Annotated in this window: 16 protein-coding genes; 10 read left to right on the plus strand and 6 right to left on the minus strand. The window is 42.0% G+C overall.

All coding sequences use genetic code 11. From position 1 onward, the window contains the following. Nucleotides 1-153 precede the first annotated feature (153 nt). Nucleotides 154-714 carry a type IV pilin-like G/H family protein gene (locus V7K98_RS10025; protein ID WP_335021259.1) on the minus strand — a complete coding sequence of 187 codons (561 nt, stop codon included), beginning with the start codon at nt 712-714 and terminating at the stop codon, nt 154-156. Nucleotides 715-919: 205 nt separating this feature from the next. Further along, a complete protein-coding gene (locus V7K98_RS10030; RefSeq protein ID WP_335021261.1) occupies nt 920-1,486 on the minus strand; it encodes a Uma2 family endonuclease in 567 nt (188 codons plus the stop codon). 240 nt (nt 1,487-1,726) lie between these two features. On the opposite strand from V7K98_RS10030, the gene V7K98_RS10035 reads away from it, so the two are divergent. Both V7K98_RS10035 and trxB read left to right on the plus strand, forming a co-directional pair. Further along, nucleotides 1,727-2,512 (plus strand): Rpn family recombination-promoting nuclease/putative transposase, encoded by a 786-nt coding sequence (locus V7K98_RS10035; RefSeq protein ID WP_335021263.1) that lies wholly within the window; start codon nt 1,727-1,729, stop codon nt 2,510-2,512. Between the two features lie 278 nt (nt 2,513-2,790). Further along, nucleotides 2,791-4,161, plus strand: coding sequence for a thioredoxin-disulfide reductase (gene trxB, locus V7K98_RS10040; RefSeq protein ID WP_335021265.1), 1,371 nt, complete (start codon nt 2,791-2,793; stop codon nt 4,159-4,161). A gap of 76 nt (nt 4,162-4,237) precedes the next feature. Here the strand turns inward: trxB and V7K98_RS10045 are convergent, their stop codons facing one another. Next, nucleotides 4,238-4,573 carry a XisI protein gene (locus tag V7K98_RS10045; RefSeq protein ID WP_335021267.1) on the minus strand — a complete coding sequence of 112 codons (336 nt, stop codon included), beginning with the start codon at nt 4,571-4,573 and terminating at the stop codon, nt 4,238-4,240. Next, a complete protein-coding gene (locus V7K98_RS10050) occupies nt 4,561-4,977 on the minus strand; it encodes a XisH family protein (RefSeq protein ID WP_335021269.1) in 417 nt (138 codons plus the stop codon). Before V7K98_RS10050 ends, V7K98_RS10045 begins: the two co-directional genes overlap by 13 nt. 226 nt (nt 4,978-5,203) lie before the next feature. Here V7K98_RS10050 and V7K98_RS10055 point away from each other — a divergent pair, with 226 nt between their 5' ends. From V7K98_RS10055 to V7K98_RS10070, 4 genes are all read left to right on the plus strand, one after another. Next, nucleotides 5,204-6,100 carry an ABC transporter permease gene (locus tag V7K98_RS10055; RefSeq protein ID WP_335021398.1) on the plus strand — a complete coding sequence of 299 codons (897 nt, stop codon included), beginning with the start codon at nt 5,204-5,206 and terminating at the stop codon, nt 6,098-6,100. 239 nt (nt 6,101-6,339) lie between these two features. Further along, a complete protein-coding gene (locus V7K98_RS10060) occupies nt 6,340-6,549 on the plus strand; it encodes a hypothetical protein (RefSeq protein ID WP_335021271.1) in 210 nt (69 codons plus the stop codon). 73 nt (nt 6,550-6,622) lie between these two features. Beyond that, on the plus strand, nt 6,623-7,525 hold the full coding sequence (locus tag V7K98_RS10065) for an ROK family protein (RefSeq protein WP_335021273.1): 903 nt from the start codon (nt 6,623-6,625) through the stop codon (nt 7,523-7,525). A 3-nt stretch (nt 7,526-7,528) separates the two neighbouring features. Continuing rightward, on the plus strand, nt 7,529-8,158 hold the full coding sequence (locus V7K98_RS10070) for a type I restriction endonuclease subunit R (protein ID WP_335021275.1): 630 nt from the start codon (nt 7,529-7,531) through the stop codon (nt 8,156-8,158). Between the two features lie 2 nt (nt 8,159-8,160). Here V7K98_RS10070 and V7K98_RS10075 read toward each other — a convergent pair whose 3' ends face one another. Next, a complete protein-coding gene (locus tag V7K98_RS10075) occupies nt 8,161-8,583 on the minus strand; it encodes a hypothetical protein (RefSeq protein WP_335021277.1) in 423 nt (140 codons plus the stop codon). Between the two features lie 115 nt (nt 8,584-8,698). Further along, nucleotides 8,699-10,336, minus strand: coding sequence for a CTP synthase (locus tag V7K98_RS10080; RefSeq protein ID WP_335021279.1), 1,638 nt, complete (start codon nt 10,334-10,336; stop codon nt 8,699-8,701). A gap of 85 nt (nt 10,337-10,421) precedes the next feature. Here V7K98_RS10080 and V7K98_RS10085 point away from each other — a divergent pair, with 85 nt between their 5' ends. The 4 genes from V7K98_RS10085 (at nt 10,422) to V7K98_RS10100 (ending at nt 13,237) form a co-directional block, all read left to right on the plus strand. Continuing rightward, on the plus strand, nt 10,422-12,176 hold the full coding sequence (locus V7K98_RS10085) for an N-acetylmuramoyl-L-alanine amidase (RefSeq protein WP_335021281.1): 1,755 nt from the start codon (nt 10,422-10,424) through the stop codon (nt 12,174-12,176). Nucleotides 12,177-12,365: 189 nt separating this feature from the next. After that, nucleotides 12,366-12,737, plus strand: a complete 372-nt coding sequence (locus tag V7K98_RS10090) for a type II toxin-antitoxin system RelE/ParE family toxin (RefSeq protein ID WP_335021283.1) — start codon at nt 12,366-12,368, stop codon at nt 12,735-12,737. After that, a complete protein-coding gene (locus V7K98_RS10095; RefSeq protein ID WP_335021285.1) occupies nt 12,734-13,060 on the plus strand; it encodes a helix-turn-helix domain-containing protein in 327 nt (108 codons plus the stop codon). The genes V7K98_RS10090 and V7K98_RS10095 overlap by 4 nt, the downstream gene beginning before the upstream one ends. Nucleotides 13,061-13,081: 21 nt before the next feature. Further along, on the plus strand, nt 13,082-13,237 hold the full coding sequence (locus tag V7K98_RS10100; RefSeq protein ID WP_335021287.1) for a hypothetical protein: 156 nt from the start codon (nt 13,082-13,084) through the stop codon (nt 13,235-13,237). The last annotated feature ends 58 nt before the right edge of the window (nt 13,238-13,295 follow it).

Consider the following 13,295-nt stretch of genomic DNA (forward strand, 5'->3'; position numbering starts at 1 on the left):
AATCACAAAACTGAAATAAAGTGGATAGAATACTCTACCCACTTGAGAAAATACGTAATTTAGCTTAATAAAAGCGGTTGTGACAAGTTAACTTTTATCTCAAGTACTGAAGAACTAGCAATGTTTCCCCTGTTACCCTATTAACTGATATATCTACTTAGCTAAACTGACAAAGTTAGCAGGGCAAGTCGGTGAATTAGTAGTGGCGTTGAAATTGCCGGTGGTAACTACATCTGAACCACCGTTAACTCTAGCTTGTGTAGCTTCACATAAAACAGCTATGGTAGTAGCTTCACTGGTAGCGGCCTGGGTTGTTACACCCACATTACCCATATAAGTTTTGAGAGGTGCATTTGCAACTACTGTTGTTGCTTGGTTGCTTGCTTGACTAGAACCAGTACCACCACCATTAATTTGGTAGATGTAATTTACGGTTTGTGTTGCAACACCAAGTCCTAAAGTACCAATTTGACTTGAAAATCCAGTATTTTCCAAGTAAAAAGCTTGTTGGGCCCGGTTCATGGAACCTGTATAAGTTTTAGCTTCAGACTGTTTGGCTTTGTTAGCTTGGTTCAAGAAAGAAGGAAGTGCGATCGCAGACAAAATACCGATGATAATAATTACTACTAGTAATTCAATGAGTGTAAAACCCTCATTTTCTTTCTTTTTGTCGAGGATGTGTTGGAGAAATTTTGCTTTTAGTTCGGTTTTCATAAGTGTTTTCCTGGGGGTAGGAAGTGCTTGGTTGTTCTAGATATAACTTACCCAACTGCGATCGCTTTCCTATCACCCTCAGAAAAAAAATTTGGCAATATCTGGTTATACAATCCAAAATCCTTGTATCCCAATTGACACAGATATAACTAAGCCCCTTGTGTTCACCAAGGGCTAGATTCTTAATTTCGTTTGTGAGAGTCGTTTACTCAAACTCAGGTGGCCAGAGTTCTGATACCGCCAGTTCCCAACCCGGTAGCAAGTCCGGTAATGTAAGTGTGTCTCCATTCTCCAACATCACTGGAGTTTGATTTAATCGGTAAACTGTTACTGTGATTTTATCAGGATCTATCAGTATGCCGACTACAGATCCAAGTTGCAAAAATAACTGAATCTTCTCTTCAAGGGGTTTGATTCTGTCGCTTTTAGATTTAATCTCAACTATCAAGTCTGGAACTAACTCTACAAAGTCGCGCTTGGTTTTCTTCAATCGATCGGCGCGGACAAAAGATACATCAGAGGCACGCAGGTTTCTTTTTTCCAAGTCGTCCTCTTCTATTCTGGGTAATATGAAGCCTGCGCTAGAACCAGTTACTCTCCCTAGCTTGCGAGACATTACCCAGTTATTTAAGAGTGTAATTAGACGAGTGCCAATTTCTTCTGACTCGTAATCTGATGGCGGAGAAACTATGATTTTTCCGTCTACCAACTCCATCTGCCATTCTGGATGCTCAGTTTGTAGTTGCTCTAAATCGGTGATGGTGAGGGACATACAGCGTATCACAGGTAAATAAAGTACAGGGGTAGGGGCACAACATGTTGTGCCCCTACGATGATCTGTACCTCACGCCTGTTGCAATCTGCTGTAATACACCAAATAAGGCTTTTATATCTATCAATACGTATCCTATAAGAAAGCTACAATATAGCAATCTTAACGAAAATTCGCGGTGTCCAGATCCCCGACTTCTCAAAGAAGTCGGGGATCTAAGGTTTGCCATAACTAGCATCAATGAAAACAGATATAATTTTTTATGAACTTATCAAGGAACTACCACAGATATTTTTTGAACTAATTGATAAACCTGATACTAATTTTAATATCTATACATTTATTGCACCGGAAGTCAAACAACAATCATTTCGTTTAGATGGGTTGTTTGCTACTATCAAGGGATTTGAAAATGAACCTATATACTTTGTAGAATTGCAAACCTACAAAGATGATGAATTTTACGAGCGACTTTTTGGGGAGATTTTTGTTTACTTTCGTCAATATAAACCCGCAAACTCAGATTGGTACGCAATTGTTATCTACGATAAACGCATTCATGAAACCCCACCTCACCCACGCTATCAGGTTTTAGTAGAACAACATCTACGCTGTATTTACCTGAATGAACTTTCTACTAGGGCTGAAGATTCCTTGGGGATAGGAATTGCCAAACTACTTGTAGAAACACCTAGAAAAGCTACTTCCTTAGCCCAACAGCTAATCAATCAGGCAAGGGAAAACTTGCTTGATGAAAATCTTCAAAAGAAAGTGCTAGCATTTATCCAAGCCATTATATTTTATAAGTTTCCTAATCTTTCTTTAGAGGAAATTGAAGCCATGCTCGATTTAGACGCATTCAAAAATACTCGATTGTACGAGAGTATCTTGGCCAAGACAGAACCAGAAACCAAGCTGAAATTAGTCACAAAATGTATTGACAAAGGTATGAGCATTCAAGAAATAGCTGAATTTTTAGAGCTAGATGTTGAAACTATCAGGAAATATCTCCAAGAAGAGTCTTAGGAATAAGAATTAAATAAGATACAGGTTTGTGTCCCTCGCTTACCTCACCCTCAATCCCTCTCCTTATAAAGGAGAGGGAAGCTAGAGACAGGATGAAGTTTTGCATTTTATTTAATCCATCTTCCTTAGCGGTTAAGAGGATGTTTGGCAAGTGTTGAGCGCATAGGAAGGCGTTGTGCGTAGGCGTAGCCCGTCGGAGACATCGCTCATCATCTGTCATAGCCAATCATAATTTATTATGCTATATTAAGCGTAGTCGTTATGAGTTTGATATAAGCATGACTAACCCCACAGTAGAAAACTTAGTAATTATTGGTTCTGGCCCAGCAGGGTACACAGCCGCCATTTATGCCGGACGCGCTAACCTGAAACCTGTTGTATTTGAAGGTTTCCAAGCCGGGGGTTTACCTGGTGGACAATTAATGACAACGACGGAAGTCGAGAACTTTCCAGGGTTTCCCCAAGGGATTACGGGGCCGGAACTGATGGATCAGATGAAGGCACAGGCAGAGCGCTGGGGGGCTGAACTATATACAGAAGATGTTATATCAGTTGATTTGAGTCAGCGTCCATTTACAGTGCGATCGCAAGAAAGGGAAATTAAAACCAATAGCATCGTCATTGCTACGGGTGCGACAGCAAAGCGTTTGGGTTTACCTAGCGAACATGAATTTTGGAGTCGGGGTATCTCTGCTTGTGCAATTTGTGATGGTGCAACACCGATTTTTCACGGCGCAGAATTGGCTGTAATTGGTGCTGGCGACTCGGCGGCGGAAGAGTCGATTTACCTCACCAAATACGGTTCTAAGGTAAATATGTTGGTACGCACCGATAAGATGCGGGCTTCTAAAGCCATGCAAGACAGGGTTTTGAGTAATCCAAAAATCCAGGTGCATTGGAATACAGAAGCGGTGGATATCTTTGGTAGCGATCGCATGGAAGGGGTGAAAATCCGCAATACTAAAACTGGAGAAGAAAGCCAACTACACGCTAAGGGTTTATTCTACGCTGTTGGTCACAGTCCCAATACCTCTTTATTCAAGGGACAATTAGAACTAGATGAGGTGGGTTACGTTGTCACCAAGCACGGTACTGTGGAAACCAGTGTAGAGGGTGTTTTTGCTGCTGGTGACGTGCAAGATCATGAGTTTCGGCAAGCAATTACGGCTGCGGGTACTGGCTGTATGGCGGCGATGTTGGCAGAACGTTGGTTATCATCTAGTGGGTTGATTCAAGAATTCCATCAACAGCCAGAAGCAGCAGACAATGAATTAGAACATCAGCCAGCCAAAAAGACTGAAGCCGAAGAAGAAGCTGGATTTAACTTGGATGAAACGCGCCATGTGGGAGGTTATGCTTTACGGAAATTGTTCCATGAAAGCGATCGCTTACTCCTGGTTAAATACGTCTCTCCTGGTTGCGGCCCTTGTCATACCCTGAAGCCAATTTTAAATAAAGTGGTGGATGAATTTGAAAGCATTATTCACTTCGTAGAAATTGACATCGACAAAGACCGAGATATTGCTGAAAATGCTGGTGTGACAGGAACGCCAACAGTTCAATTGTTCAAAAATAAGGAACTGGTGAAGGAAGTCAAAGGTGTGAAGCAAAAGAGCGAATATCGCCAGTTAATTGAAAGCAATCTTTGAGATAGTGGGTATTTGGGGTTGGGGAAGACTTTGCCCAATACCCAATACACTTTGCTTAAGTGGTAGCCTTAATAAGTTAGGCAATAGCATATCCTGTGTGTTGCCTAACATTGGGCGGGTGAAATCCCAAAACAATTTTCTCTTTAGGAATTCCTGCTGCTACTAATTCGTAGGTAACACCATCTTCTGTGTCATCCCGTTGCACCCAAATTTTATCATCAATAATGTCAATATGAACTAAGCAACCGTGAATTCGCTTAACACCATCCCAGCCTAAAGTTATCAGCAAATAACTGTCATTTTCGCTGTCAAATACTACTTGACATTCAATCGCTGCGTGCGAATAAGGAATCTGTGTATAGGGTACTAATACCTCTTTAACGATCCGTCGATAATTATCTAAGGTATCCATTGGATAATCCTCTCAGTTTCTGGATTAAAAACGAGTAACTTTAGATTTTCAGTCTCTATTAAAAGTGTACCAATTGGTTCCTCAAACAAAGCTGTAAATACGCTGTTACGCACTGCCAAATATAATGTTCTTTTTGGTTCCAGGCGATGGATAACAGCACGATACATAATAAATCCCCCAATGGCATTTTTGAGGTCTGCCATTTCTGAGGGACTGACAAAACTTTTAATTTCTACAGCTATTTTTTTACTTCCTTGTTCTGCGGCTAAGAGTTGTTTGGCTCCTAAATCTACATACATATCTTTTTGACCCCACTTTAAATGTAAGGGGTCATCTGTAATTATCCAGCTTTCTTTAATTAAGGCGTTCTTAACAGCATCATGATAAATATCTCTTGCAGGCATATCAAAGTATATTAAAATCTTTCTTTACTTGGAATCATTTACCTTTGTGGGAACACTTCGCTGGTAATTTACCTCAACCAAAAATAAAGCATAATCTCGCCTCTTTCTCAGTCTAGCTCTGTATTCACCTCGAAGCAGTCGGACTTTTATTAAGGATGTTTACGCAATCGCCTATCTGATATGTAAAATGGTCAGCGTATCAAGCTTTGCTCCAGGCGATCGCTTTATGGCCATTACAAAACGGCGACTACCGACATTTTTACAATTTGGCAAAAGTTCCAATCTTTCCCAAAGACTCATGCTCATTGGGTTAGCCATTACCCTATTTTTCATTTTCCTGGCATTCTTCGCTCCTTTATTCCAGGCTTGGGGATGGCTGCAAAATCCGAAAGATTTTCTCTCTAATCCAATTCACGAGCCACCCTCGGCTAAACATTGGTTTGGTACTAGTCGGTTGGGTTATGATGTGTTCTCTCGGACATTGTTCGGCGCTCAAGCTGCCTTGCAGGTGGTGATTTTGGCAACGTCGCTGAGTATGATTATCGGTGTGCCTTTGGGGATGCTGAGTGGCTATCTCGGCGGTAAATTGGATAAAGTGTTGCTGTTTATGATGGATAGCATCTACACTTTACCGGGGCTACTGCTGTCTGTGACACTAGCTTTTGTGGTGGGGCGGGGAATATTAAATGCAGCGATCGCTATTAGCATTGCTTACATCCCCCAATATTACCGCGTTGTTCGCAACCACACCGTTAGCGTCAAAACTGAAGTGTTTATCGAAGCGGCTCAAGCAATGGGCGCTTCCACTTGGGTTGTGCTTTCTCGTTATCTATTTTTCAACGTCATTCAAAGCGTACCCGTCCTCTTTACACTCAACGCTGCTGATGCAATTTTGGTGTTAGGCGGGTTGGGCTTTTTGGGGCTAGGACTTCCCGAAGAAGTGCCAGAATGGGGACATGATTTAAAACAAGCCTTAGAAGCTCTACCTACTGGCATTTGGTGGACTACACTTTTCCCTGGTTTAACCATGACATTCATGGTGGTAGGGTTATCACTACTTGGTGAAGGGTTAAACGAATTTGTCAATCCCCGATTACGGAGAGAAAATGGAATCCGAAAATAGTTAACGCCGTGTGCAACTTTCTCTCGAACCTAACCCCCAACCCCTTTCCTACAAGGGAAGGGGAGCAAGATCAAAGCCTCTCGACCCTTGTCTGACGACAGGCTAACGCCAACGGGGAGAGGAATGGAAGCGGGGTTCCAATAATAAGTTGCACATCGCGTTAGTTAATAAATAGTGGACACTTATTAGTCAACGGACTAATCATTGATAACTAGTAATTGATAACTGGAGAGATTTGTGTGAAAGATAATCTGACATTAATTGCCGCCGCCACTGGTGGATTTATCCTTTCTGTTGCCCTCGCTGGCATTTTAAGAGGTGCGCCGGTTACAGGTTGGCAGGAACAATCGAGTTTCCGCACCACGAATTTTGCTAATTCACAGAAATGGGAATTGAAAGCTTCGCGTCTTCCCCTGGAAGAAGAGGCTGCGCGAACAGATCGGGGATGAAAAAAATGAACTGGAGAATAGGGAATAGGGAATAGGGAATAGGTAATAGCTGTTCACCAATGACAAATGACAAATGACAAATGACAAAATTCAAGTAATTGGCATTGATGTAGGGGGAACAGCAATTAAGCTGGGGCGGTTTACAGACGATGGTACTTGTCTGCAATCTTTGACTGTGGCGGCTCCCCAACCGACAACGCCGGAGGCGGTGTTGGCGGTGCTGCTAGATGCGATCGCACAAATCGATCCAGATAATCAAGCTGTTGCTATTGGCGTTGGGACTCCTGGCCCCTCCGATGCAGCAGGACGCATCGCCAAAATCGCCATTAACTTACCTGGATGGCTCGATGTGCCTTTAGCAGACTGGTTGGAAGCCAAAACTGACAAACCTACTGCGATCGCTAACGATGCCAACTGCGCTCTTTTGGGAGAAGCTTGGCTAGGAGCCGGTCGCCATTTGCAAAATCTGATTCTGCTAACTTTAGGAACTGGGGTTGGTGGCGCAATTATCCTTGATGGCAAACTATTTATTGGACATCAAGGAGCCGCCGGGGAATTGGGTTTAATTTCATTAAATCCTGATGGGCCAATTTGTAATAGTGGCAATCAAGGCTCTTTAGAACAACATGCCTCTGCTACTGCCATTCGCCGCCGCACTCTCAAGGAACCCATCGAATTGGGTATTCTTGCCCAACAAGGAGATCCCGAAGCATTGACTTTTTGGCAAGAGTATGGTAAGAATTTGGGGATTGGTTTGACGAGTTTGATTTATGTACTCACACCGCAAGCGATCGTCATTGGTGGTGGGATAAGTGGCAGCTTTGAGTTTTTCTTACCAGCAGCGAAGGCAGAAATTGAGAAGCGAGTTCAGCCTTTATCACGAACGGGTTTACAGATTTTGCCAGCCGAATTAGGAAATTTTGCCGGGATAGTGGGTGCAGCTAAGTTGGCATGGCAATGCTATTCAGGGTTTTAGATTATGGTTCAAACAATCCCAGCTAGAGACATCAGTCTTTACGAATTAGAAGAAAAATTTGGTTTGCAACTTGCTACAGATAGCAACTTCTTTACAGAATGGACAGAAAATTTACCAACTCTAACTGATGGTGAAAAGCAAGCAATCGCACGAGTGAAAAGCAATTATGTAAACTTGAATAAGCACCGTCTGATGTCAGAAGAGGCAGTAAAAATGGTGGTGCTATCTCCTTTACTCGATTTAGCTGGATTTTATCAACTTCCTTTTGAAATTGAAACCGAGACTTCTATTGAAATTTCTGCTGAAGATGAGAGTTTTATAGTTAAAGGAAACATTGATGTTCTTGTCATCCAAAAACGTTTTTGGGTACTTGTCATCGAATCTAAAAGCAGTAAATTTGATGTGATGACAGCTTTACCTCAAGCACTAGCTTATATGCTTGATTGTCCAAATATTGCACAACCAACTTTTGGCTTACTAATCAACGGGAGAGAATTTGTTTTTGTCAAGTTAATTCGACAAGAACATGCTTGGTATGGACGATCTTATGCCCTATCAATTGAACGTGATTCAGAATTACACCAAGTACTTAGTATATTGAAGCGCCTTGGAGAATCAATTCATAATTTGTAATACTAAGACAAAGAATATCCTGTTGTCTTGTGAACGTATTGCACAACTTTTTCATAAGATTCTGGATTACTTGCAGGGTTGATAATAATGGGAATAATACCATCTGGCAACCAGAAAGTTATCCTGCCATTCGGTTCATGACAAAAGGAACTGATGCAGTTGAGATTAATTACATATTCGTTTTTGTCGTAAAAGATTTTTACCCAATGGGCATGATCTAATTCTAACCTCGTCACACATTCTAAATAATCGAGAATTTTTTGATAGTCTTCCAGGTTATTTTGAGGGTTAATTACTATTGGAATGGCACTATCGGGTAGCCAAAAAGTAACTCTGCCATTTACTTCATAACAAAAAGCATGGACACGTTCAAAATTCACTACATATTCTCTCCTCTCGTAAAGGATTTTCACCCAGTACGCCACAACATCTCCTCAAGTCAAAAATTTACGAATGATGCACCCTATATGTCAAAATCTACTGACGCCTTAAGTTAATGTTGCTCTGTACAAATTAAAAATTAATTTTAATTTTTAATTGTTATGACACCTCCAATGGTTTTGGTGTACCTGGAATTGATAGAGAAAGAGCGATCGCTGCTTGAATAAACCCTTTAAATAAAGGATGAGGGGTACTAGGGCGCGATTGAAACTCTGGATGAAATTGGCAAGCAAGAAAGAATGGGTGTTTGGGTAATTCCACAATTTCAACTAACTGTCCATCGGGAGAAGTACCACTGATTACATAGCCAGACTTTAATAACAAATCGCGGTAAGCATTGTTGAACTCATAGCGATGTCGATGTCGTTCATAAATTACATCTTCTTGATAAAGCTTGAAAGCTAGAGTATCAGGGAGAACACGACAAGGATATAGCCCCAACCGCATTGTACCCCCTAAATCAACAACTTCCTGCTGTCCTGGCAATAAATTAATTACGGGATTGGTTGTATGGGGGTCAAATTCAGCACTATTAGCATCTGTTAATCCCCTTACGTTTCTAGCCCACTCAATTACAGAACATTGCATCCCCAGGCATAAACCCAAAAAGGGAATTTGGCGATCGCGTGCATATTCAATAGCGGCAATTTTGCCATCCACTCCCCGAACCCCAAAACCTCCTGGCACAACTATGCCATCGACACCCTGAAGATGAGTTTCGGCTGATTCACTTTCCAAATCTTCTGAGTTCACCCAACGCAGGCGTAGTTTGCCATAAGTGGAGATTGCAGCATGGTTTAGTGCTTCCACTACAGATAAATAGGCATCACTTAACTGCACATATTTCCCGACGATGGCAATTTCTACCTCGTGCTTGGGAGTATGTAACCGTTGTACCAAGGTTTGCCACTGCGTCAAATTTGGTTTGCGTTGTTCCATTTGCAGCAACTTCAGTACTTGTTCTGCCATTCCTTCCCGTTCCAGATTCAGGGGTACTTCATAGATACTTTTGGCATCTTGGGAAGTAATGACGCATTCTTCGGGGACATCGCAAAATCCCGATAATTTCTGCTTTAATCCTTTGGGTAAGGGGCGATCGCTTCGACAAACTAAAATATCTGGTTGAATGCCAATGGATCTCAGTTCCTTAACTGAATGCTGTGTTGGCTTAGTTTTCATCTCACCCGCAGAAGCAATCCAAGGTACTAGCGTTACGTGCATATACAGTACATGCTGCTTTCCCACCTCTTTGCGGAACTGGCGAATGGCTTCCAAAAACGGTAGTGATTCAATATCTCCCACCGTACCGCCGATTTCTGTAATTACTACAGAGGGGTTTGTACTTTTAGCAACTCGCAGAATTCGCTCTTTTATTTCATTGGTAATATGAGGAATAACCTGTACAGTACCGCCATTGTAGTCTCCACGCCGCTCTTTATTAATGACTGCCTGGTAAATTGAGCCAGTAGTCACACAATTTAAGCGCGACATTGAGGTATCGGTGAAGCGTTCGTAATGCCCCAAGTCCAAATCTGTCTCTGCACCATCCTGGGTAACGAATACTTCCCCATGCTGAAAGGGACTCATTGTGCCAGGATCGATATTGATATAAGGGTCGAGTTTGAGAATCGACACCGAATATTCGCGCGACTTGAGCAAACGCCCTAGACTTGCTGCTACAATGCCCTTACCAATACTGGAAACAACGCCTCCAGTTACGAAGATAAACTTAGTCATAGTAGTTTAAATTTCTCACAACTTCTAAAAATACATCCCGTCATTGTGCCACAGTTGTTGTGGTGTAATCTTCTGTGATTTTGTCGTGAAAAAACTTTTAGGATTAGTAATATTAGGCTGTATTTTCGCATCCTCCATAGCATTGGCAGAGCCATCTCTTATAGTCGTTTTTCCCGAAACAAACTACCAGACTAGTTCCGAAAAAATCTTTTTTTTGGGAACTGCACCACCAGATGGTCAGGTTTTGATCAATAGTAAGCCAATTACTCGCAGCAAAGCCGGTCATTTTTCCCCTAGTTTCCCCTTGCAGTTGGGGGAGAATCTTTTTACTGTGCGTCGCCAAAATCAAGAACTTAAGATTAAGGTGATTCGGCTGAACACTAGCCCGGAACTACCACAGGGGGTAGCCTTTGCGAAAGATTCGCTAACTCCCGCAGTTGACATTGCCAGATTACCGGGAGAACTAATTTGTTTTAGCGCGATCGCACCCCCTAACGCCAATGTCTCTGTAACCCTGGCTAATCAAACCATTGTTCTTTCACCTCAACCTCAACAGGCACAACTACCAAGTAATTTGGCAGCTTTAACAGGGCAAAATCAGCCTCATGCCCAGTCTAGCGTAGGCGATTATCAAGGTTGCACCACAGTGGCAACAGCTGCCGATCTGGGAAAACCTCAATTTCAACTAACGCTGAATGGCAAGACGATAACTCAACCAGGGACTGGTAAAATTCAAATCCTCTCAAGAGCAGAATTGCCAATTTCTGAAGTTACAGTAGAGTCAGGCGTTGCTCGTACTGGCCCAAGCACCGATTATTCTCGACTCACACCACTGCCCAAAGGCACACGCGCCACAATAACAGGTAGAGAAGGTGAATGGTTACGCCTAGACTATGGCGCTTGGATTAATAGTAAAGAAACCCGCATTCTACCTGGTGCAATTCCGCCACAGACAATAATTCGCAGTGTCGGATACCGTCAACTCCCTGGTGCCACAGAGATAGTTTTCCCCTTACAAATTCCCGTACCTGTGAGCGTGCAACAAAGTGAGCAAGCGATCGCTCTCACTCTTTACAATACCACTGCCCAAACTGACATTATTCGCCTGGATAATGACCCCCTAATTTCTCGCCTAGATTGGCAACAGGAGGCTCCAGAACAAGTAAAATACACCTTTAACCTCAAAAAAGCTCAACAGTGGGGATACAAGCTGAGATATGACGGTACAACCCTGGTTTTGGCTTTGCGTCATCCGCCTAAGATCGGTAACACAAGACGCAAGCCTTTAGCTAATTTTAAGATTGTACTCGATCCAGGGCATGGCGGTAAAGAAACTGGTGCCAGTGGCCCAACTGGATATTTAGAAAAAGATGTGAATTTGGTGCTATCTAAGTTGCTGCGCGACGATTTGGTGAAGCGAGGAGCAACGGTAGTGATGACGCGGGAGGACGATCGCGAACTTTCTCTAGTAGAACGTCAAGCAATTATTAGTAAAGAAGAACCTGCGATCGCTATTTCCATCCATCACAATTCTTTACCCGATAATGGCGATGCCGAAAAAATTAAGGGATTCGGCGCTTTTTGGTATCAACCCCAAGCCCACAATTTGGCAATGTTTTTACAGAACTATGTAGTTAAAAAACTTGGTAAGCCTTCTTATGGTGTGTTTTGGGATAACCTGGCGCTGACACGTCCGACAGCTGCGCCATCGGTGTTACTGGAATTGGGTTTTATGAGCAATCCCAATGAATTTGAGCAGATAGTGAACCCAGAAGAACAGAAGAAAATGGCTGCTGCGATCGCTCAGGGGATTACAGAGTGGTTTAGGAGTGTTAAATAGATTTGCAGGTAAAACGAGTGTTGTATTTGGTGAAGTGCGATCGCCTCCGGCGGGGCGTAGCCCATCGCTCTTTTTTAGTTCTGAAGTCACTTGCAAGATTTAATCAGTATTTGATGGCGATAGATTAAATTTGATACAACAAAATTACTTGTTGACACAATATGCCAATTTTAGCATAATTGATATTACATGAGTGAACAACAAGAAAAACCCCTTAAATGGATTGCAAGCGCTCTTGATGATTTAAAGGAGTTTCCTGAAGATGTACAAGATGTAATGGGTTATGCTCTAGATTTGGCACAACATGGTGAAAAGCATCCTGATGCAAAACCTCTACATGGATTTTCAGGGGCTGGGGTTTTAGAAATTGTAGATAATTTTGATGGGGATACATACAGAGCAATTTACACTATTAAATTTGCAGGAGTTGTTTACTTATTGCATTCATTTCAAAAGAAATCAAAACATGGTATTGCTACACCGCAACAAGACATAGATTTGATTAAAAAAAGATTAAAAGACGCTCAGGAAGATTATTCAACGGAAACAGCTAAAAAATGAGCAACGAAAATAATGTTTACGTTAGTAGCGGGAATGTATTTGCTGATTTAGGATTACCCAATCCCGAAGAAAGACTAGTAAAAGCCGAACTTGTCCGTAAAATTAGTGAAATCATTGCTAGTCGAAAATTAACACAAGTGCAAGCTGGTGAAATTTTAGGAATTGATCAGCCTAAAGTTTCTTCATTAATTAGAGGAAGATTAAGTGGGTTTTCAACTGATAGATTAATTAGCTATCTGAATATTTTGGGTAATGATGTAGAAATTACAATTAAACCCAAACCTGAAGATCGCTCTATTGGACATACAACCGTAGTCTGTTAAGAAAAACTAAAGTAAGAAGTTTTGTGCGGGAGTTTGTTACTTTCGGGTTTTCAAAGTATTTTTCTTCTCTGCTGCTTTGAGGCGATCGCTGTTTTACAGAACCAAGCATTGCTCTCTAACCTTGCTGGAGTGCGATCGCCTCCACAGGGGCGTAGCCCATCGCTATTTTTTAACTAGTTCTTGCTCAATGTTGCGATAATAACAACCATTACTACACGCTTTAGAAGATATAGAG

This window comes from Nostoc sp. (genome assembly GCF_036917435.1).
Classification (GTDB): Bacteria; Cyanobacteriota; Cyanobacteriia; order Cyanobacteriales; family Nostocaceae; genus Nostoc.

What these genes read in the sequence shown, in the direction of transcription:
- V7K98_RS10025 (WP_335021259.1), bottom strand. Translation starts at nt 714, where the DNA reads ATGAAAACCGAACTAAAAGCAAAATTTCTCCAACACATCCTCGACAAA.
- V7K98_RS10030 (WP_335021261.1), bottom strand. Translation starts at nt 1,486, where the DNA reads ATGTCCCTCACCATCACCGATTTAGAGCAACTACAAACTGAGCATCCA.
- V7K98_RS10035 (WP_335021263.1), top strand. Translation starts at nt 1,727, where the DNA reads ATGAAAACAGATATAATTTTTTATGAACTTATCAAGGAACTACCACAG.
- trxB (WP_335021265.1), top strand. Translation starts at nt 2,791, where the DNA reads ATGACTAACCCCACAGTAGAAAACTTAGTAATTATTGGTTCTGGCCCA.
- V7K98_RS10045 (WP_335021267.1), bottom strand. Translation starts at nt 4,573, where the DNA reads ATGGATACCTTAGATAATTATCGACGGATCGTTAAAGAGGTATTAGTA.
- V7K98_RS10050 (WP_335021269.1), bottom strand. Translation starts at nt 4,977, where the DNA reads ATGCCTGCAAGAGATATTTATCATGATGCTGTTAAGAACGCCTTAATT.
- V7K98_RS10055 (WP_335021398.1), top strand. Translation starts at nt 5,204, where the DNA reads ATGGCCATTACAAAACGGCGACTACCGACATTTTTACAATTTGGCAAA.
- V7K98_RS10065 (WP_335021273.1), top strand. Translation starts at nt 6,623, where the DNA reads ATGACAAATGACAAAATTCAAGTAATTGGCATTGATGTAGGGGGAACA.
- V7K98_RS10070 (WP_335021275.1), top strand. Translation starts at nt 7,529, where the DNA reads ATGGTTCAAACAATCCCAGCTAGAGACATCAGTCTTTACGAATTAGAA.
- V7K98_RS10080 (WP_335021279.1), bottom strand. Translation starts at nt 10,336, where the DNA reads ATGACTAAGTTTATCTTCGTAACTGGAGGCGTTGTTTCCAGTATTGGT.
- V7K98_RS10090 (WP_335021283.1), top strand. Translation starts at nt 12,366, where the DNA reads ATGAGTGAACAACAAGAAAAACCCCTTAAATGGATTGCAAGCGCTCTT.
- V7K98_RS10095 (WP_335021285.1), top strand. Translation starts at nt 12,734, where the DNA reads ATGAGCAACGAAAATAATGTTTACGTTAGTAGCGGGAATGTATTTGCT.